Annotated in this window: 23 protein-coding genes; 4 read left to right on the top strand and 19 right to left on the bottom strand. The window is 65.8% G+C overall.

What is annotated here, in order from left to right:
• Positions 1-8 precede the first annotated feature (8 nt).
• The 4 genes from CH286_RS14295 to CH286_RS14280 form a co-directional block, all read right to left on the bottom strand.
• Complete coding sequence (locus tag CH286_RS14295) at positions 9-599, bottom strand: TlpA disulfide reductase family protein (RefSeq protein ID WP_032401884.1); 591 nt, start codon at positions 597-599, stop codon at positions 9-11.
• Positions 592-1,254, bottom strand: a complete 663-nt coding sequence (locus CH286_RS14290; RefSeq protein ID WP_032401883.1) for a histidine phosphatase family protein — start codon at positions 1,252-1,254, stop codon at positions 592-594. Before CH286_RS14290 ends, CH286_RS14295 begins: the two co-directional genes overlap by 8 nt.
• A gap of 52 nt (positions 1,255-1,306) precedes the next feature.
• Entirely contained in the window at positions 1,307-2,626 is a 1,320-nt protein-coding gene (hemL, locus tag CH286_RS14285) for a glutamate-1-semialdehyde 2,1-aminomutase (RefSeq protein WP_032401882.1), read from the bottom strand.
• A 69-nt stretch (positions 2,627-2,695) separates the two neighbouring features.
• Positions 2,696-3,142, bottom strand: a complete 447-nt coding sequence (locus CH286_RS14280; protein ID WP_094609505.1) for a DUF1707 SHOCT-like domain-containing protein — start codon at positions 3,140-3,142, stop codon at positions 2,696-2,698.
• Positions 3,143-3,218: 76 nt separating this feature from the next.
• On the opposite strand from CH286_RS14280, the gene CH286_RS14275 reads away from it, so the two are divergent.
• Positions 3,219-3,752, top strand: coding sequence for a pyridoxamine 5'-phosphate oxidase family protein (locus CH286_RS14275; RefSeq protein ID WP_032401880.1), 534 nt, complete (start codon positions 3,219-3,221; stop codon positions 3,750-3,752).
• Here CH286_RS14275 and CH286_RS14270 read toward each other — a convergent pair.
• The 4 genes from CH286_RS14270 to CH286_RS14255 are packed head-to-tail and all read right to left on the bottom strand — an operon-like array spanning position 3,749 to position 7,536.
• Positions 3,749-4,336: a hypothetical protein gene (locus CH286_RS14270; RefSeq protein ID WP_094609504.1), complete on the bottom strand. Its 588-nt coding sequence runs from the start codon at positions 4,334-4,336 to the stop codon at positions 3,749-3,751. The genes CH286_RS14275 and CH286_RS14270 overlap by 4 nt on opposite strands.
• A 54-nt stretch (positions 4,337-4,390) precedes the next feature.
• The gene (bioD, locus tag CH286_RS14265) at positions 4,391-5,080 is read right to left on the bottom strand and encodes a dethiobiotin synthase (RefSeq protein WP_094609503.1); all 690 of its coding nucleotides are present in this window, start codon (positions 5,078-5,080) and stop codon (positions 4,391-4,393) included.
• Positions 5,077-6,240 carry an 8-amino-7-oxononanoate synthase gene (locus CH286_RS14260; RefSeq protein WP_094609502.1) on the bottom strand — a complete coding sequence of 388 codons (1,164 nt, stop codon included), beginning with the start codon at positions 6,238-6,240 and terminating at the stop codon, positions 5,077-5,079. The genes bioD and CH286_RS14260 overlap by 4 nt, the downstream gene beginning before the upstream one ends.
• A gap of 24 nt (positions 6,241-6,264) precedes the next feature.
• The gene (locus tag CH286_RS14255) at positions 6,265-7,536 is read right to left on the bottom strand and encodes an adenosylmethionine--8-amino-7-oxononanoate transaminase (protein WP_441347124.1); all 1,272 of its coding nucleotides are present in this window, start codon (positions 7,534-7,536) and stop codon (positions 6,265-6,267) included.
• 88 nt (positions 7,537-7,624) lie between these two features.
• On the opposite strand from CH286_RS14255, the gene CH286_RS14250 reads away from it, so the two are divergent.
• The 3 genes from CH286_RS14250 to CH286_RS14240 are packed head-to-tail and all read left to right on the top strand — an operon-like array spanning position 7,625 to position 11,241.
• Positions 7,625-8,977, top strand: a complete 1,353-nt coding sequence (locus tag CH286_RS14250; RefSeq protein ID WP_052058676.1) for a serine hydrolase — start codon at positions 7,625-7,627, stop codon at positions 8,975-8,977.
• A gap of 46 nt (positions 8,978-9,023) precedes the next feature.
• Entirely contained in the window at positions 9,024-9,230 is a 207-nt protein-coding gene (locus CH286_RS14245; RefSeq protein WP_037153746.1) for a hypothetical protein, read from the top strand.
• Positions 9,231-9,273: 43 nt separating this feature from the next.
• Positions 9,274-11,241, top strand: coding sequence for an acyl-CoA dehydrogenase family protein (locus CH286_RS14240; RefSeq protein WP_037153748.1), 1,968 nt, complete (start codon positions 9,274-9,276; stop codon positions 11,239-11,241).
• Positions 11,242-11,276: 35 nt separating this feature from the next.
• Here the strand turns inward: CH286_RS14240 and CH286_RS14235 are convergent, their stop codons facing one another.
• From CH286_RS14235 to hemB, 11 genes are all read right to left on the bottom strand, one after another.
• A complete protein-coding gene (locus CH286_RS14235; RefSeq protein ID WP_037153751.1) occupies positions 11,277-12,071 on the bottom strand; it encodes a cyclase family protein in 795 nt (264 codons plus the stop codon).
• Entirely contained in the window at positions 12,071-13,246 is a 1,176-nt protein-coding gene (locus CH286_RS14230) for a PQQ-dependent sugar dehydrogenase (RefSeq protein ID WP_037153753.1), read from the bottom strand. The genes CH286_RS14235 and CH286_RS14230 overlap by 1 nt, the downstream gene beginning before the upstream one ends.
• A gap of 163 nt (positions 13,247-13,409) precedes the next feature.
• A complete protein-coding gene (locus tag CH286_RS14225) occupies positions 13,410-14,627 on the bottom strand; it encodes a PQQ-dependent sugar dehydrogenase (protein ID WP_230592353.1) in 1,218 nt (405 codons plus the stop codon).
• Positions 14,628-14,715: 88 nt separating this feature from the next.
• Entirely contained in the window at positions 14,716-14,919 is a 204-nt protein-coding gene (locus CH286_RS14220) for a heavy-metal-associated domain-containing protein (protein ID WP_032401872.1), read from the bottom strand.
• A 20-nt stretch (positions 14,920-14,939) separates the two neighbouring features.
• Positions 14,940-15,221 carry a metal-sensitive transcriptional regulator gene (locus CH286_RS14215; protein ID WP_032380388.1) on the bottom strand — a complete coding sequence of 94 codons (282 nt, stop codon included), beginning with the start codon at positions 15,219-15,221 and terminating at the stop codon, positions 14,940-14,942.
• 15 nt (positions 15,222-15,236) lie between these two features.
• Positions 15,237-15,488, bottom strand: coding sequence for a hypothetical protein (locus tag CH286_RS14210; protein ID WP_255182654.1), 252 nt, complete (start codon positions 15,486-15,488; stop codon positions 15,237-15,239).
• Positions 15,485-15,961, bottom strand: coding sequence for a hypothetical protein (locus CH286_RS14205; protein WP_032401870.1), 477 nt, complete (start codon positions 15,959-15,961; stop codon positions 15,485-15,487). The genes CH286_RS14210 and CH286_RS14205 overlap by 4 nt, the downstream gene beginning before the upstream one ends.
• A 1-nt stretch (position 15,962) precedes the next feature.
• A complete protein-coding gene (locus tag CH286_RS14200) occupies positions 15,963-16,391 on the bottom strand; it encodes a hypothetical protein (protein ID WP_052077425.1) in 429 nt (142 codons plus the stop codon).
• 70 nt (positions 16,392-16,461) lie between these two features.
• On the bottom strand, positions 16,462-16,623 hold the full coding sequence (locus CH286_RS27855) for a hypothetical protein (RefSeq protein WP_165430230.1): 162 nt from the start codon (positions 16,621-16,623) through the stop codon (positions 16,462-16,464).
• A 97-nt stretch (positions 16,624-16,720) separates the two neighbouring features.
• Positions 16,721-17,344 (bottom strand): hypothetical protein, encoded by a 624-nt coding sequence (locus CH286_RS14195; protein ID WP_052058678.1) that lies wholly within the window; start codon positions 17,342-17,344, stop codon positions 16,721-16,723.
• The gene (gene hemB / locus CH286_RS14190) at positions 17,341-18,315 is read right to left on the bottom strand and encodes a porphobilinogen synthase (protein ID WP_094609500.1); all 975 of its coding nucleotides are present in this window, start codon (positions 18,313-18,315) and stop codon (positions 17,341-17,343) included. Before hemB ends, CH286_RS14195 begins: the two co-directional genes overlap by 4 nt.
• Positions 18,316-18,337 lie beyond the last annotated feature (22 nt).

The following is an 18,337-nucleotide window of genomic DNA, read 5'->3' as shown; positions in this document are numbered from 1 at the left end:
CGTCTCTGTCACGGCTGCACTGGCTCCTCGGCTGCTATCCGTTCGACGACGGGCTGCAGGTCCTCGGCGAGCAGTTCACGCAGGAACACTGCGGCGACACGATGCTGCCGGTCGAGCACGACGGTGGTCGGGATGACGGAGGTGGGAACGCCGCCGAGTGCAGTGAGCGTGCGCATCGGCGGGTCGTAGATCGAGGAGTAGGTGACGTTGTTGCTGACGACGAAATCTTGTGCGGCGGTTTGTGATTCGTCGCGCACGTTGATGCCGAGGAATTCGACACCGGAGGCCTTGGTGGCCTCGTAGACCTTCTCGAGATCGTCGGCTTCACCGCGGCACGGACCGCACCACTGTCCCCAGACGTTGAGCACGACGACGTCACCGTCGTAGTCCGACAGCGAGGTCGTCTTGCCCTCGGTCATCAGGTCGGGCCCGGACAGTTCGCCGAGGGCACCGCGCTCGGACGGCGGATCGTAGAAGATGTCGGTCTTCCCGCCCGGCGAGACGAATTGGAAGGTACCGCCCTGAGCAACCGCGTCGGTGCCGGTCGAACAGCCGGCGACGAGGGCCACCGCGGCAACCGCGAGCACAAATCTACGCACCGGAGATCCTCGGGTCGGACGCTCCCGCTGGCTCGGAGTAGACGAGGTCGACGAGCTGATCGCCCTCGTAGACGAGCGACGTCAGCGACGCGAGTCCGCACTGGCGATTGCGCGGGTCGTGCCAGAGCCGGTCGCCCTGCAGGAAGCGGCGAAGCGTCCACACCGGGAGTTGGTGGCTGACGCAGACGGCCTCGTGCCCGACGGCCGCGACGCGGGCTGCGTTGACGGCGGCCAGCATGCGGTGCGCGATCTGCAGGTACGGCTCACCCCAGGACGGCGTGAACGGATCGCGCAGTTTCCACCAGTGCCGTGGCCGACGCAGCGCACCGTCACCGACGGCGACGCGCAGCCCCTCGAATTCGTTCCCGGCCTCGATGAGGTTCTCGTCCTCGGCGATGGTAAGGCCGTGAGCCGCCGCGATGGGTCCGGCGGTCTCCTGGGCGCGCAGGAGCGGCGATGCAACGACGTGGGTGATGTCGTGGCCGGCGAGAGCGTCCGCCACCGACTTGGCCTGTGCCTGACCGGTGACCGAGAGCTTGAAGCCGGGCAGCCGCCCGTAGAGGATGCCCTTGGGGTTGTGCACCTCGCCGTGCCGGAGGACGTGCACGATGGTGCGCGTCGTCGAGTGCGGATGTGTTGCGGGGGCCTCGGTCACGTCGGGGTCCTGTTTCTCGCTAGTCGGGTGGGGAGTCAGTTCTGTGTAGACGTCACAGTGGTGCGGAAGCAGCTGCTGCGGCTTTCGCGGCGGCGGGGGCTGCGTCGGCGATGATCTCGAAGGCTCGGTCGTCGAGCGCGGCCGAGACGAACCAGGCCTCGAATGCGCTCGGCGGCGGGTAGACACCGCGCGAGAGGAAAGCGTGGAAGAACGCCGGGTATCGCCATGTCTGCGCGGCCTTGGCCTGCGCGTAATCGGTGACGGGTCCATCGGCGAAGAACACACTCACCATAGTGCCCGCGAACTGCACCTGATGGGTGACGCCTTCGGCGGTGAGGGCGTCGCCGAGCAGCGTTCCGAGCCGCTGCGAGTTCGCCTGCAGCTTCTCGTAGACGGCTGCGTCGGCCAATTGCAGGCTTGTCAGGCCGGCGGCGACGGCAACGGGGTTACCGCTGAGCGTGCCCGCCTGGTACACCGGTCCGGCCGGCGCGAGGTAGGCCATGATGTCTGCTCGGCCACCGAATGCGGCAGCGGGCAGTCCACCGGACATAACCTTGCCGAAGGTGTACAGATCGCCCGCGACACCGTCGATGCCGTACCAACCGGCGGCGCTGACGCGGAACCCGGTCATCACCTCGTCCATGATCAGTAGCGCGCCGTGCTCGGTCGCAAGACGGCGCAAACCTTCGTTGAAGCCGGTGACCGGGGCAATCGCGCCCATGTTGCCTGCGGCGGCCTCGGTGATGATGCAGGCGATCTGGCCGGCGTTGGCCTCGAAAGCGGCGGACACGGCGGCGAGGTCGTTGTAGGGAACGACGATGGTGTCCGACGCCTGTGCGCCGGTGACTCCCGGAGAAGTCGGGAGCCCGAAGGTCGCCAGACCCGAACCGGCGTCGGCGAGCAGCGCATCGACATGGCCGTGGTAGCAGCCGGAGAACTTCAGGATCTTGGTGCGGCCGGTGAATCCGCGAGCCAGACGCACCGCGCTCATGGTGGCCTCTGTGCCCGAATTCACAAGGCGAACCTGGTCGACCGGGCCGACTCGACGGACGATTTCTTCGGCGAGCTCGATTTCGCGCTCGGTGGGTGCGCCGAACGACAGGCCGGTTGCCGCGGCCTTCTGGACGGCTTCGACGATGGCCGGGTGAGCGTGCCCGTGGATCATCGGACCCCAGGACGAGATGAGGTCGACGTAGGACTTACCGTCTGCGTCGGTCATCGTGTATCCGCTGGCCTGCGTGATGAACCGTGGGGTTCCTCCGACCGATGCGAAGGCCCGCACCGGCGAGTTGACGCCACCGGGAATCACCGTGCTCGCGCGAGCGAAAAGTTGGGCCGATACGGGGGCGTCGTCGCCGAGAGGAGCAGTCACGACTTCCAGTGTCCCAGGTTCGGCGAAATCACCAACTACAGGGCGTAATAATGAGCTCGCCCGACAGCCTCAGTCGTCGGTTTTGTTGTCCTCGGGCATGAACACCATCGCAATCAGGATGATGCCCCAGATGCCGAGGGGCCACAGAGGCCAATAAGCGGTCGGCTCGCCGTCGGAGATCCACTGGACGGCCCAGATTCCGTTCATGACGACGGCACCACCGAACCACCATCGCCACTCGTCCAGATACTCACGCCACTTGCTCGTCGTGTGGGCGACGTCCCTTGCTTTCGATTCGTGTGCCTTCGATTTCTCTGCGTCCGGCAAGTCGCGAACGACCTCGGCCAAGTCGCCGCGAGTTCTCGACGCCCACACCGCGTCGAGGCGTTGTTCGTACTCGACCAAGGTCAAGCGGCCCTCGCCCATCGCCAGGCCGAGTGTGTTCACGACGACCTCACGTTCGTCGTTGCTCACGCGCAGGTCCAGCCGATCGTTCTTGTCGACATTCTTTCCCATACGCAGCCTCCCGACACTCGTGTCCGTTTTGTCACCTTAACGGTTGAGTGCGCTACGCACCGGGTAGTTGGTTTCGATGACGAACACCGACAGAACACACACCGATAGCTCCGCGGACGGGGTCACCAAAGTCGCCGAACTGATGTCCGACGCCGGACTCTGCATGTTCACCACCGTCGGCGGAGACGGCCACCTCATCTCGCGTCCGATGGCGCTGCAGGAAGCCGAGTTCGACGGCGACCTGTGGTTCTTCGCCGCACACGACTCGCGCAAGGTGGCCGACATCGCGGCGAATCCGACGGTCAACGTTTCGTTCCAGTCCGGCGAAGGCTGGGTGTCCCTGTCCGGCACCGCGGCCGTGGTCGAGAACCGAACGAAGGCCGAGGAACTGTGGAACACCCGGGCGGCCACGTGGTTCGAGAAGAATCCCGATTCACGCGAGGTGGCACTGATACACGTGGCCGCCGAGGGTGCGGAGTACTGGTCGACCCCAGGGTCGAAGGTCTCGAATCTGATGGCTTACGCCAAGGCCAAGATCACCAACGAGCGGCCGAACCTCGGCGAGCACGAGGTCGTCGAGCTCGAGCTACCCCACAATTCGACCGACTAGTTCCGCTCGTGCCGGGGTGCTGTCGGGGGCACGTCCGGATCGACCACGAAGTTCCGGTGGTCTGTGACGTTGCGGTCGTCCGTCACATTGCGGTCGCCGGCTATGTCCCGGGCATCTGTTCCATTGCGGTCGCCGACGATGCTGCGATCGCCTGTCGCATTGCGGTCGCCCACGGCGTCACGGTCATCTGCGAGAGTCCGGTCATCTCGCACGTTGCGGTCGTTTGTCATGGTCCGGCCGTTCTTCACGTCCGGGTCGATCCGATTCGCGCGCTCGAACTCCGAGTCGACCTCGTCGCGCGATGCCGCCGCAACTCCCTGGTGTGACTGGGCCTGCTGTGCAAGTTTCTCCGCCTCGGCGGCTTTGACGTCGGCCTCGGCCTGCGCCCGACGCGCCTTGGCCTCGCTTTCGCGAGCGAGCAGTTCACGCTCTTCGACGATGGCCGCTTGATCGGCTGCCTTCTCGCGAATATCGTTCGCTTCCAGCCTCTTTCGCTCCTTGCCTTTGCGCGCCACGACCAGGGCGACGGCAACGACCAACACTACGACGACTACTGCAACGATGATCCACACTGCGGTACTCATAATTGGAACTCCCGATCTGTTTCGAATGCCGAAGCGGCAGACGTTCCCCGTCGGTTACCCGAGTAACGAATCAGTAAACTCGCCGAACATCGTGCGGGCGAGCGCACCGAATTCCTTCTCGTCCAGCAGGCCTGCAGCGCCGGGCACTGATGCGATCAGCTCGACACCCGTCACGAGCGGCAACTCCTCCAGGTTGACCCGCGCCGCCAGACTCGGTTCGGTCGGCCACGACCCGATGACCAGGCCGGAACACGTCACGCCCGCTGCATGCACAGCTGCGACGGTCAGCGCGCTGTGATTGAGCGTCCCCAGCTCCGCCCCTGCCACGATCAGCACCGATGCGCCGACGGCTGCGGCGATGTCGAGCGCGGTGAACCCTGCGGCACCCAAACGCACTGCTACTCCGCCAGCACCCTCGACCAGGACGAGGTCGTGGGTCTCGTCGAGTGCGAGAACCGCGTCGACGACGGCGGTGAGTTCGAGCATCGGCCGACCGGACCGGCGGGCCGCGACATCAGGTGCGAGTGGCTCGGGGTACCGCGCCAGCTCGATTCCGCGAACTCCCGAAAGACGCTCCACCACATCGATATCCGACTCTTCCGGGCAGTCGTCCCCCACTCCGGTCTGCGCCGGTTTGCATACCGCCACCGTCCGTCCGTGCGCCCGAGCCGCGGCCGCGAGCGCTGCGGTCGCCACGGTTTTGCCGACGCCGGTCGACGTTCCGGTGACGAGCAGCACGGTCATCCCGGCACCGCCGCATTCGAGAGCGCCGAATTCAATACTGCAGCATTCAATACCGTCGCCAAAACTGCTGCGGCACGGTCGATGTCGGCATCGGTGAGATCGGCGCGGGCGGTCAATCGCAGCCGAGATGCGTTCGGAGGAACCGACGGCGGCCGAAAGCACCCGACGCGCACGCCGAGCTCGAGACAGTCCCCGGCCGCGCGGACGGCACGCTCGGCATCACCGAGTATCACCGGAACGACCGCCGATGCAGTCGGTTCCACTCCCGCCGCAGAGGCCAGTTGTGTTGCCCGAACACCGATCGCAGCCACTCGATCGGGTTCGGTGCGCAGAACTTCCAGCGCGGCCGATGCTGCGCCCACCGATGCCGGGGCGAGCCCGGTGTCGAAGACGAAGGTGCGCGCGCCGTGCAGCACCTCGTTGCGGACGGCGGCCGGGCCGAGTACGACGCCACCCTGCGACCCGAGTGCCTTGGACAGCGTCGCGGTAACGACGAGATCGGGCGCACCGGCCAGGCCGGCGTCGTGGACGGCCCCGCGTCCGCCGGCTCCACGAACGCCCAGCCCGTGCGCCTCGTCGACGACGAGTACGGCACCCCGTCGCCTGCACACCGCGTACAACTCGGCCAGCGGCGCGAGGTCGCCGTCGGCGCTGAACACCGAATCGGTCACCACCAGAGCCCGCGTCTCGGTGCGCTCCCGCAGCAGTCGGTCGACGTGCTCGGGATCGCAGTGGTGCGCGACAGCAACCCGTGCCCGGGACAGTCGACAAGCGTCGATCAGCGATGCGTGCGACGCGGCGTCGGAGATCACCAGCGCATCACGTCCCGCCAGCGCGGTCACGACGCCCAGGTTGGCGGTGTAGCCGGAGGAGAACGCCAGCCCGGCGTCGGCACCGACAAAATCGGCGAGTTCGTCCTCCAGTTGCTCGTGTGCCGTCGTCGTGCCGGTCACGAGCCGCGATCCGGTGGATCCGCCGCCCCATCGGCGCACGGCAGCGCAGGCCCCGTCGATGACAGCTGGATGTCGGGCCAGACCGAGATAGTCGTTCGACGCCAGATCGAGAACTACGTCCTCGGCTGTGCGGGCAACGACGACGCGCTCGAGTCCGGCCTCGCGTCGGATGCGCGCGGCGGCGTCGAGCCACTCCAGTGCGGTCATGGCAGCACCATACTTGAACGCTGTTCAAGTATGGCTTCGGGCCACCGACAGCATGGCCCCGGCGATGGCCTTGACGTCCTCGCCGGTGCAGATGTACGGCGGCATCGCGTAGACGAGGCGACCGAACGGCCGCAGCCACACTCCCGCGTCGACGGCCGCAGCGGTCGCCCGTGCCATGTCCACCGGAGCGTGCATCTCGATCACCCCGATCCCGCCCAGCACCCGGACGTCGGCGACGCCCGGCAGCGAACGAGCAGGTGCCAACCCCTCTGTCAGACCCGATGTCACACCCGCGACCTCGGCGCGCCAATCGCGCGAGAGCAACAGCTCCACCGAGGCCACCGCGATCGCGCACGCGAGCGGATTGCCCATGAACGTCGGCCCGTGCATCAGGCCACCGGCCTCACCGCCCGAGACCGTCGTGGCCACCTCGGTGCTGCACAGCGTCGCCGCCAGGGTCAGATAACCGCCGGTCAAGGCCTTTCCCACACACATGATGTCCGGCGCAACACCGGAATGATCGGCGGCGAACAACTCCCCGGTCCGGCCGAAACCGGTCGCGATCTCGTCGAAGATCAGCAGTACTCCGTACTCGTCGGCGAGGCGACGCAGCTCGACCAGGTATTGCGCGTCGTGGAATCGCATACCGCCTGCACCCTGCACGATCGGTTCGACGATGATCGCCGCCAGCTCGCTCGCGTGCGCCGAGAGCACCTGCTCGAACTCGGCGACGTAGGACTCGTCGAACTCCGTGGGTGGAGCCGGTGCGAACACCTGTTTCGCGAGCACGTCGGTCCACAGCGTGTGCATCCCACCGTCCGGATCGCACACGCTCATCGGAGCGAACGTGTCGCCGTGATAGCCGCCGCGCCAGGTCAACAACCGCGTGCGCCCGTCCTCTCCACAGGCCCGCCAGTACTGCAACGCCATCTTCACCGCGACCTCGACCGAGACCGATCCGGAATCCGCGAGGAACACCTTGTCGAGCCCTGCGGGGGTGATCTCGACCAGCAGCTCGGCCAATCTCGCCGCCGGAGCGTGCGTCAGTCCGCCGAACATCACGTGACTCATCCGGCCCAGCTGATCGTGCGCGGCGGCGTCGAGCACCGGGTGCCGGTAGCCGTGCACCGCCGCCCACCACGAACTCATCCCGTCGATCAGTTCCCGGCCGTCGGCCAGGCTGAGCCGCACCCCGGACGCACTCTCGACGACCAGCGGTGTCGCGGTCGCCGGAAACCGGCTGTAGGGGTGCCACAGGTGGTCGGAATCGATTCGACGAACATCCTCGGAAGTCAACACGCCACAGCACCCTGCCACAGCGCTCCTCGAGCGACGGCCGCGTCGCCCCCGAAGGCGAAATGTCCGAATCCGTTAGCATCGCAGCATGATGATGCCGCGCACCACGACGAGACTTGCAGTCGTTGCCCTCGCGTCGACTCTGGCACTCTCCGCCTGCGGCGGCACGGCCGAAACGCCTGCGGCCACCTCCACCACGACGGCACCGGCCTTCGTCGTCGACACCTCGACTCCCATCGGTGCGCTCAACGACCGAATTCTGCAGTGGATCAACGGCGAGAACGCACCCGATCCCACCGAAGTGGAGGCCGTCGTCGGCCCCGAGTTGGCCGAGGCCGTGGCCCCGCTGGGCGGACTCGTCACCCCACTCGAACAATTGCGCGCCGGTGCACCGAACGTGGCCACGGGCTTCGAGGCCGGCCCTGATACCGGCGTCCTGCGTTTCACCACCGCCGACGTCTCGGCCACGATTTCCACCTCGATCGGTGCCGATGGCAAGCTCGACGGATTCCTGGCCAGACCAGACACCCCCGAGATCTCGTCGTTCGACGACCTCGATGCGGCGCTGTCGAAGGTGGCCCCGAAGTACTCCTACAGTGCGTCTCGTCTCAATGGTGGTGACTGCGAGGCCGTCTACTCCACCAACGCGGACGCAGTGCTGCCGCTGGGGTCGGTGTTCAAGTTGTACGTCCTCGGCGCGCTCACCGACGAGATCGAAGCGGGCACTGTCCGATGGGACGAACAGCTCACCGTTCGCGATGCGACCAAGAGCGCGCCGTCCGGCGAGTTGCAGAATCTGCCCGACGGCACCGCGGTGTCGGTTCGGGAGGCCGCCGAGAAGATGATCTCGTTGTCCGACAACACCGCAACGGATCTGTTGATGGAACGACTCGGCCGCGACCGCGTCGAACGCCAGCTCGCTGTCATGGGGCATCACGATCCGTCGGTCATGACGCCGATGATGGACACCCGGCAGTTCTTCGTCATCGGATTCGGCGATCCGAACATGCGGGCCGAGTGGTCCGGTGCGGACCCGGACGGCCGGGTCGAGCTGCTAGCCCGAGCGGACTCGCGGCCGCTCGAGATCGACTTCGAGAACTTCCTCGACAATCCGGCGTCGGCCGACGGCGTCGAGTGGTTCGCCAATGCGCAGGACGTCTGTGCGGCAATGGGCTACCTGGCATCGGGTCCGGCAGCGGAGGAGAACCGCCGGATCCTGGCGATCACCCCGGGTGTACAGCTCGACGCCGCACTGTGGCCGTATTCGGGCTTCAAGGGCGGCAATGCACCCGGTGACCTCGCCGGCGTATTCCTGGCCACCGATGCGTCCGGTCAGGACTGGATAGTCACCGAACAATTCCAGGCAGAAGGTGCGATCGATCTGATCCCGTCCAGCTACGCGTTCCTCGTTGCTCAGGAGGCGTTCGCGCTACTGAAGTAGGTGTGATTTGTAACATCGGTGTTACTGCTGCATTACACTCGCGGTCGTGGAGGCACAACACGAACCAGCCCAGCACGCGTGGCCTTCGGGCTTCAAAGAGTTCCTGGTCAGCGAATTCACCGACTTCAGTCCCCTGGTCAACCGGGCTCTGGAGGACAACTGTGCGTCGCTGTTCCACGACGGTCCGTACGCGAAAACGGGCTTCTGGCGCACCTGCAGAGCGGTGTTCAGAGAATTCGTCTGGCCGGTCTGACTTTCCGGCCCTCACGCGCGGCGGCAAAAGGTTACCGTCGAGTATGGCAACCACAACGGATCACCTTCGGAACACTCTGGACGGCCGCTGGCGAGATGTGAAGAACGAGGCGCGCACGCAGCTCGCGCGCGACGAGTTCCGACCGCACTACACGCCGAACACCGTCATCGCCCGCACCAAAGCACTCGAGCAACTCAAGCTCCTCGCCGCCGCCGGTGCGGCCGACAACGGCTTCAAGAAGGAACACGGCGGTACCGGGGATGTCGGCGCTGCAGTGACGATGATCGAGATGCTCGCGATGAGCGACTTGTCTCTGATGGTCAAGGCCGGCGTCCAGTGGGGACTGTTCGGTGGTGCCATCGAAAATCTCGGCACGGAACGTCACCACGAGGCATACGTCCCGAAGATCATCAACCTCGAACTGCTCGGTTGTTTCGCCATGACCGAGACCGGACACGGCAGCGACGTGCAGTCGCTCGAGACCACGGCCACCTACGACCCGAAGACGGACGAATTCGTCGTCAACTCCCCTACGCCGTCCTCACGCAAGGACTACATCGGCGGTGCCGCCGAGACTGCGACCGTCGCCGCTGTGTTCGCCCAGCTCATCACCGCCGGACCGGGCCAGGAGCCCGAAAGCCATGGTGTGCACTGCTTCTTCGTGCCACTACGTGACGAGAACGGCGACGACCTGCCCGGTGTCACCACTTCGGACTGCCAGTACAAGGGCGGCCTGCCCGGAGTGGACAACGGCCGCATCATGTTCGATCACGTCCGGATCCCGCGAGACAACCTGCTCAACAAGTACGCCGATGTGTCCGACGACGGTACGTACACCTCCCCCATCGAGAACAAGTCCCGACGGTTCTTCACGATGCTCGGCACGTTGATCCGTGGCCGCGTCACGGTCGGCGGCAGTGCCGCCGCTGCCGCGCGGGTCGCTCTCGACATCGCGACGCGATATGCATTGCAGCGCAGGCAGTTCGCTGCACCCGATTCCGATCAGGAAGTCCTGATCATGGACTACCTGGTGCATCAGCGTCGACTGTTCCCGCTCATCGCCAAGTCCTACGCCCTGCAATTCGCACAGAACGAACTCGTGTCGAAGATGCACGAGCTGCAGACCGCGGACAGCCCCGACGCCGAGGAGCAGCGCGAGCTCGAGTCACGTGCAGCCGGCCTCAAGGCGGCGAACACCTGGCATGCGACCGCCGCGATTCAGGAAGCCCGCGAAGCATGCGGCGGCGCAGGCTATCTCGCCGAGAACCGGCTTATCTCGCTCAAGGCCGACACGGATGTGTTCACCACGTTCGAGGGCGACAACCATGTGCTCACCCAGCTGGTGGCCAAGGAACTGCTCACCGCGTACGCCGACGACGTCAAGTCCATGAGTCCGGTCGAGTGGGTCAAGTTCGCCGCCGATATGGTCGGCGACCGAGTGGTCAAACGCACTGCAGCGCAAGCGATCATGCAGACCATCCTGGACCGCCGCCAGGACAACGAGGAAGAGGGCTCGCTGTTCAACCGCGGCACCCAGGTCAAGATGTTCGAGGATCGCGAGGAGTACCTGCTCTCCACCGTCGCTCGCCGGTTGCAGTCCAAGTCCAAGGAGACCAGCCCGTTCGAGGCGTTCAATGCGGTGCAGGATCACGTGCTGCACGCTGCGAGCGCGCACATCGATCGCATCATCTTCGAGGCCTTCATCGCCGGCATCGAATCGTGTGAGGACTCGGCCACCCAGGATCTGCTGCACGAGGTCTGCGATCTGTATGCCCTCTCGGTGATCGAGAAGGACAAGGCCTGGTTCATCGAGCACCGCTACCTGTCCACCGAGCGGTCCAAGGCCGTCACCCGCGCCATCAACGAGCGCTGCCGCACACTGCGTCCGCACGCGGAGTTGCTCGTCGACGGTTTCGGTGTGCCCGACGCGTTGGTCGGTGCGGCAATGCTCGGCGAGCCGGGAGCGGGAACCGAGGAAGAGCCGGCGGCCAATCCCAGTCACGCGCACTGACGCATGACGGGATCGGAGCCAGGAGACCGAACCGACTAGGGGACGATCGCGAAAACTCGGCAGGGGCCACCGGTCGCGCCGGCGTGCTTGGGTGCGCCGACGACGACCGTCGCCCCTGCCGGGGGCACCGCATCGAGATTCGCCAGCGCTTCGACTCCGTACCGGCCCGCCCCGAGAACGGCTGTGTGCGCGGGGTATTCGCGGTCGTTCATCCGGTCGAGGCTCAGTGTGTCGACCCCGATTCCGACGATGTTGCGCTCGCGCACCAGCATCTGTGCCGCGCCTGCGCCGAAGCCGGGGGCGGCACGCTCGGCAAGTCGGGTCTGCCACCGACTGTGCATCGCGACCAATGCTCGATCGGGTATTCGGCCGTGCTCGCGCTCCCACCGGTCGATGTCCTCGGGTGTCACCACAGCTTCCGGATCGGCCTCGGCCCGCGCCGATATGTCCACGACGACGAGTGGGGCGATCAGATCGTCCAAGGGCAGCACGTCGGCCGTCGCCCCTCCGCGAACACGGTGCGCAGGGGCATCGATGTGCGTGCCGGTGTGCTCCCAGTACGAGAGCTTGTTCACCAGGAACCCACCGAGCTCGTAGGCCGCGACCGGGCGCATCGAGAACGGTTCGCTGCCCGGCCACACCGGAAACGTGGGGCTCAGGGTATGCGTCAGGTCGACCAGTCGGCCGGCCGGAACAGCCGCGGCGACAACGGGTTCGGCACGCACCGCCCCGCTTGCCGCGACCGTCAGTGCAGCCGCGCCCAACGATCCGAACAACGCCCTACGGCCTAGTTTTCGGTGAACCGTCTCGACGACCTCGGGGCCACACATCAGCCGGCAGCGGGAGTGACGAGCAGAACCTTGTCGTCGGACCCGTTGTCGGTGGTGAGCAGAAAAGCTCCGTCGTTGCCGAAGCTGGTGAGCGAACGCAGGCGTCCGTACTCGCCCTCCAGCGCGTCCGCCTCGTCGACGTATTCGGTGCCGTCCTCGGACAGCTTCAGGAACACGAGCTTCTCGCCCTGCTGACTCGACACCACCGCGGCACCGTTCCAGGAGCCCCATCCCGCACCGTTCGCGAAAGTGAGACCGGGCGTCGCGATGGTGGGGCTGCCCGAGCTCCACACTGCGGCGCGCGCACCGGGCACGCGGGTCGGATCGGTCATCGGTACCGACTCGTCGTAGATGACCGGGAGTCGGTCGGGGCGGTAGCCGTAGTTGCCGCCAGGCTCGAGCAGATTCAGTTCGTCGTCGCGAGTCGTACCTTGCTCGACCTCGTAGAGCTGACCGGTGCCGGGACGAATCGCCAGCCCCTGCACGTTCCGATGCCCCAGAGTGAAGATGCGACCCGGCGAACCCGCGGCTGCCGAACCGTCGGCGTTGATGTGCAGAACCTTGCCGCCCAACGAGTTTCGATCCTGCGGAACCGTCGGCGTTGCAGTGTCTCCGGTGCCGACGTACAGGGTGCCGTCGGGATGAGCCAGAATTCGGCAGCCGCCGTGACGACCGCCGTCGGCGACGGGAATGTCGTCGACGAGGGTGCCGGTGCGCGTGAGCGCCGTCCACCCCGGGTCGACGGTCCACGAGAGCACCGCGATGTGGTTGTCGCTGCCACCACCCGAGCTGCCGGTTCCGGCGCTACCGGTCCCGCTTCCGCCGCCCTGTACGCCCTGGCACGTGTAGATGGTTCTCGAAGTCCCGAAATCCGTCGCCAGAGCAATGCCCATAAGGCCGGTCTCGCCGGAGGCGTACAGATCGTCGAGGTCCGCGGCGAGCTCGCGCGTGTCACCGCCCACGTCGCGGATCACGAACCGTCCGGCACGCTCACCGGTCAGCACCGTCCCATCCGGCGCGACCACCGCATCCCACGGTTTCGCGAGTCCAGTGAGCACCTCGGTGACCGTCAGATCGGGCAGCGGATCGGCCTGTGCCGTTGCGACCGTCGAACCGGTAAGCGTCAGGACGACGCTGGCGGCGAGTACTCCGGAACTGGACACCAGCTTGTTCATCCACACTCCTGACGACGATCGGTGACCGGCCCGATATGACCGATATCACATGATCTTAAACACACTCGCCAGGATGCTTGCCGACTCACGACGTAATTCGTTTCCCGGCAGCACCAGGAGTCCACAGCAATCCCAGGCCACGCACAGTGACGGCAACCTCGGTTCAGCCGACCTCGGGCGTGACGAGCAGTACCTGATCGTCGGATCCGTTGTCGGTGGTGAGCAGGAAACCACCGTCGCTTCCGAAGGGGGTGAGCGAACGCAGCCTGCCGTAGCTGCCGTCCAGCGCCTCCGCCTCGGCGACGTACTCGGTTCCGTCCTCCGACAGTGCAAGGAAAACGAGCTTCTCGCCCTGCTGACTCGAGATCACCGCGGCACCGTTCCACGAGCCCCACTGCTCACCCTCGGTGAACGTGACGTCGGGGGTCGCGATCGTCGGATCACCCGAACTCCACACTGCGGGCAGGGCACCGGGAACCCGATCGGGGTCGGTCATGGGGACCGATTCGTCGTAGACCGACGGGCGCCGATCGGGGCGATAACCGTAGTTGCCGCCCGGCACCAACAGATTCAGCTCGTCGTCTCGGCTCGTCCCCTGCTCGACCTCGAAGATCTGATCGGTTTCGGGTCGGATCGCCAGTCCCTGCACATTGCGATGACCGAGAGTGAAGATGCGATCCGGTGCGTCGGCTGCGGCGGCGCCGTCTGCGTTGACGTGTAACACCTTGCCGCCCAGCGAGTTTCGATCCTGGGGAACACTGGGGCTCGCAGTGTCCCCGGTGCCGATGTACAGCGTGCCGTCGGGATGAGCCAGGATGCGGCAGCCACCGTGACGCCCGCCGTCGGCGACGGGAATGTCGTCGACGAGAGTGCCGGTTCTCGTCAGGGCTGTCCACCCCGGATCGACGGTCCACGACACGACGGCAATGCTGTTCCCCCCGCTACCTCGGAGCCCCTGGCAGGTGAGCACGGTTCGAGAGGACTCGAAATCCACCGCCAGTGCGATACCCATCAGCCCGGTCTCACCGGCGGCGTAGAGATCACCGAGGTCCGCGTTCAGTTCACGCTGGACTCCTCCGGAGTCGCGGATGACGAACCGGCCGGAACGCTCTCCGGTCAGCACCGTGCCATCGGGAGCAACCACCACGTCCCATGGTTTGTCGAGGCCGTCTAGCACGGTGGTGACCGACAGGTTCGGCAGCGGCCCGGCAGGCGCGGCCGGGGAGGGAGCAGCTTCGGAAGAAGAGCCCTGCGACGACGAAGTCCCGGACGACTCGGTCGACTCTGCAGTGCTGTCCCGCTCGGTGGTGTCCACCGAACAGGCCGCTATCAGGGCGATGCTCATGGCGGTGACCACTGCGCCGGTGACGGGCTTCTTCACGAGCCCTCCTGACGATTTTCGATGAGTCCCATTTTTCCGGTATCACCGTTTTCGCGACTTCCGAACCACCGACGGAGCGCAGTCGTGTTCAGGACACCAGTCGATACCCGGCTTCGACGACCGCGGCGTCCACGGTCGCGGTATCGAGCGTCGAATCGCTGCTCACCACGACCGCACCGGAATCCACGTCGACATCGACACCGGTGACCCCCGCGATCTCGGAGACTTCTTCCTTCACCGACGCGGCACAGTGTGCGCACGTCATGCCCTCGACCGAATATGTCGTCTGCATCGTCGACTCCCCTTCTGTCGTCAGGAGCGCACGAGGCGCGCGATGGCCTCGGACGCTTCTTTCACTTTCGCGTCTGCTTCCGGCCCGCCCTGCCTCGCGGCCTCCACGACGCAGCCGGCGAGATGGGCATCGAGCAGCTTCAACGAGACCGACTGCAGCGCTTTGGTTACGGCAGAGACCTGGGTGAGAACGTCGATGCAGTATCGGTCGTCGGCGACCATGCGGGATATCCCGGCCACTTGACCCTCTATACGACGCAATCGCTTCAGCAGGTCGTCCTGCTCGGCGCTGTAGCTGCTCATAGGTTCACTATACCCCTACCGGGTAGGGGGTGACTCCTCCGTCCGGACTCGGCGCACACCATCGACGATCAGCAACCCCGCGACGATGACGGCGAGGGCGGCCAGCGCGATCCAGGACCCCGAGTAGAACGTCCCCTGATATGCCGGAGACACGTCGGGAACCGCGGGGAACTCGGTGGTCCGCACACCCATGTTCCAGCACGCCACGGCTCCGATCCCCGCCAGCAGCGCAACCACGAGTTCCACCCAGCCGACGGACTCCCTCACAGGTACTCCCGTTTGGCCGTTTCGAGGGCCGCACGCAACCCGTCGTCGTCCTTGGCCCAGGCCTGAACCAGCCCGCCGCCCACCAGCCGTAGCCCGATGCCGTGGCGCTTCCGCGGCACACCCGAAAGCTCCCCGAGCACTCGCGCTGTCTCCCACCTCTTGGGCTCGTACTCGTCGTCGGCGTACTCGGCCGGAGGAAAGATGTCTTCGATATCGGCGACGTCCACCGTCTCCGTGCCCTGACGCAGCGCTCGGGTGGTGAGTTCGACGCTGACGTGCATGCGAGCGGCGCGCAGCTGAACGTAGGTGAGACCGACGAGGATCAGCGAGAACAGCACGAGTGCGAACCAGTGGATCACCGGACCGGACGCGAGCTCGACGGCGAGTACCACGAGGCAGAACGCAGGCCCCCAAGCCAACATGCGCCATCGACCACCGGGTTCGTGGAACAGCACGGTCTCGCCCGCCGACATCTCACTGCTCACGATGAAACCACTCCCGCGCCGACGGTCGGTAGACGAGAACGGCCGCGAGAACAAGGCCGATGGTGATCACCAGCGGAACGAACGGGAACACCAGTGCCGCGAAGATCAGCAGCAGAGCGGCAACTCCCGACAGCGCTACCAGAGCGCGTCGAAATCTGCGGTCACCGCCGCGGACGTGGCTCGACATCAGCCCGACGGCCAATCCGACCACTCCGGAGATCACGCCGAGGCCGCGGAAGACGGCGAGGAACGAATTACCCTGTGCTTCCGAGCTGAACGAGGCACGAATCTGATCGGCGGGGAGCGTCAGGGCGATCATGCAGACGACGATCAGCAACACAGCCGAGGCCAGCCACAGCCAGTAGGCGGCCGAGACCACCCGGGGACGGACGATCGATGCGTCGGTGTCTGCGCTCACGCCAGACATCCTGCCACCGAGGGGTGGGAAAGGGTTCCGGCGGCAGAAATTCCGTACGGGCCCAGCGCGCTCAGCCTGCAGAGATTCCCAGCGCCATGATTGCGATCGCGGCCGAGACGGCGAGAAGCAACCCCAGCAGCGCCCAACCGGGACGGCCGCTCTCCTGGGGACAGGGCTCGCGGTCGGCTGCCGGCTGGGTCACGCTCGCTACTGCAGGGGTGTTCTCTGCCATGTCGGATCCGATCACTCGAAAAGATATCGAGAGTGATGCTAGTCACACAGTAGAGATCACAGCCGAGAACACGCCCGAAACTTCCGAGTTCCGGCAACTACCGCCGTCTGGACGCGACGAAGTATTCGTTGGATTCACGACGATGCATCAGGTAGATCGCCCCGGCGGCAAGTACACCCTGGCCGATACCGATCACGCCCATCACGATGTTCATCGCCCCCGCCGTCGATGCCATGGCGAACAGATCGAGAATCGTGGTGAACACGATGAACGATCCGATGACGGTCAGCAGCATCCGGGCCCACATCTTGCCCGCGCGCATCCGCTTGACCCAGAACAGGAACAGCGCCCCGAAACCGATCACGACGAATATGGTGACGACCAGCATCACCGTCACCATCGACTGCGTGGACTCGACGGTCATGTCCGCTGCCGCGTCCTGCGCCGCGAGTTCGTCGAGCAGAGACTGCGCAAATTCCTCACGCGCCCCGAACAACGTCCATACCGAGTACAGCGCCGAGAGAGCGCCGATCAGCGCCACTCCCCACCACAGATGGCGAGCCGTCTCCACGTCGACCGGTGCCGGTCGTGGAGTCGGCTCCAGCTCCGGAGCCGATTGCGGGAACCCGTGCTCAAGCTCCCAGCGCTGCCAATCCGGTTGCGACGGTGGATTGTTGGGCGTGTTGCTGTCGGGGTTGTTTCCCGGTGGAAAATCGTTCACAGCCAGCCCGCCACTTCGGTTGCCCAGTAGGTCAGTACGACATCGGCACCCGCACGCCGAATTCCGACGAGCGATTCCAGCACCGCCGCATCGCGATCGATCCACCCGTTCTGAGCAGCGGCGGTGATCATGGCATATTCCCCCGAGATCTGATACGCCGCAACCGGAACCGGCGACATCTCGGCCACATCGCGGAGTATGTCGAGGTACGACATGGCCGGCTTGACCATCACCATGTCGGCACCCTCGGCAAGATCGAGCTCCACCTCGTGAGTGGCCTCTCGGCGGTTCCGCGCGTCCTGCTGATACGTCCGACGATCGCCCTGCAGCGACGAGCCGACGGCTTCCCGGAAGGGTCCGTAGAAGGCCGAAGCGTACTTCGCGGAATATGCCAGCTGCCCCACCTCGACGTGACCGGCCGCGTCCAGTCCGGCGCGGATCGCACCGACCTGTCCGTCCATCATTCCGCTGGGTCCGAGCAAATGAGCACCCGCATCCGCCTGCGCGACGGCCATGTCGACGTAGCGCAGCAGGGTGGCGTCGTTGTCGATCGAGCCGTTCTCCCCCAGCACCCCGCAGTGGCCGTGCGACGTGAACTCGTCAAGACACGTGTCGGCCATGATGACCGTCGAATCTCCGAGGTCGGTCTTGAGTCGAGCCAGTCCACGGTTCAGGATTCCGTTCGGATCGATTGCCCCCGAGCCGGTTTCGTTCTTGTCCTCGGTTTTCGGCACACCGAACAGCATGACGCCACCGACGCCTGCCGTCACGGCATCCTCGGCTGCAGCGCTCAGCGAGTCCAGCGTGTGCTGGAACACCCCGGGCATCGAGCTGATCTCCCTCGGCTCGGAGATGCCGTCGGCCACGAACATCGGCAGTATCAGATGCCGTGGCTCCAAGGACGTTTCGGCTACCAGCCGACGCAGCGCCGGGGTACGGCGCAGGCGTCGGGGACGATCGGTGGGGAACACAGCTGAACCTGCCTCACTTCGT

The sequence above is a fragment of the Rhodococcus sp. WWJCD1 genome (genome assembly GCF_002258735.1).
In the GTDB taxonomy this organism is placed as follows: Bacteria; Actinomycetota; Actinomycetes; order Mycobacteriales; family Mycobacteriaceae; genus Rhodococcoides.
The sequence above is the reverse complement of the archived record's forward strand: the minus strand, read 5'-3'. Positions and strand labels throughout refer to the sequence as shown.

Coding starts and splice junctions, on each gene's coding strand:
- CH286_RS14280 (WP_094609505.1), bottom strand. CDS start 3,142: ATGGGAAAGAATGTCGACAAGAACGATCGGCTGGACCTGCGCGTGAGC.
- CH286_RS14275 (WP_032401880.1), top strand. CDS start 3,219: ATGACGAACACCGACAGAACACACACCGATAGCTCCGCGGACGGGGTC.
- CH286_RS14270 (WP_094609504.1), bottom strand. CDS start 4,336: ATGAGTACCGCAGTGTGGATCATCGTTGCAGTAGTCGTCGTAGTGTTG.
- bioD (WP_094609503.1), bottom strand. CDS start 5,080: ATGACCGTGCTGCTCGTCACCGGAACGTCGACCGGCGTCGGCAAAACC.
- CH286_RS14260 (WP_094609502.1), bottom strand. CDS start 6,240: ATGACCGCACTGGAGTGGCTCGACGCCGCCGCGCGCATCCGACGCGAG.
- CH286_RS14250 (WP_052058676.1), top strand. CDS start 7,625: ATGATGATGCCGCGCACCACGACGAGACTTGCAGTCGTTGCCCTCGCG.
- CH286_RS14240 (WP_037153748.1), top strand. CDS start 9,274: ATGGCAACCACAACGGATCACCTTCGGAACACTCTGGACGGCCGCTGG.
- CH286_RS14235 (WP_037153751.1), bottom strand. CDS start 12,071: ATGTGTGGCCCCGAGGTCGTCGAGACGGTTCACCGAAAACTAGGCCGT.
- CH286_RS14230 (WP_037153753.1), bottom strand. CDS start 13,246: ATGAACAAGCTGGTGTCCAGTTCCGGAGTACTCGCCGCCAGCGTCGTC.
- CH286_RS14220 (WP_032401872.1), bottom strand. CDS start 14,919: ATGCAGACGACATATTCGGTCGAGGGCATGACGTGCGCACACTGTGCC.
- CH286_RS14215 (WP_032380388.1), bottom strand. CDS start 15,221: ATGAGCAGCTACAGCGCCGAGCAGGACGACCTGCTGAAGCGATTGCGT.
- CH286_RS14205 (WP_032401870.1), bottom strand. CDS start 15,961: ATGTCGGCGGGCGAGACCGTGCTGTTCCACGAACCCGGTGGTCGATGG.
- CH286_RS27855 (WP_165430230.1), bottom strand. CDS start 16,623: ATGGCAGAGAACACCCCTGCAGTAGCGAGCGTGACCCAGCCGGCAGCC.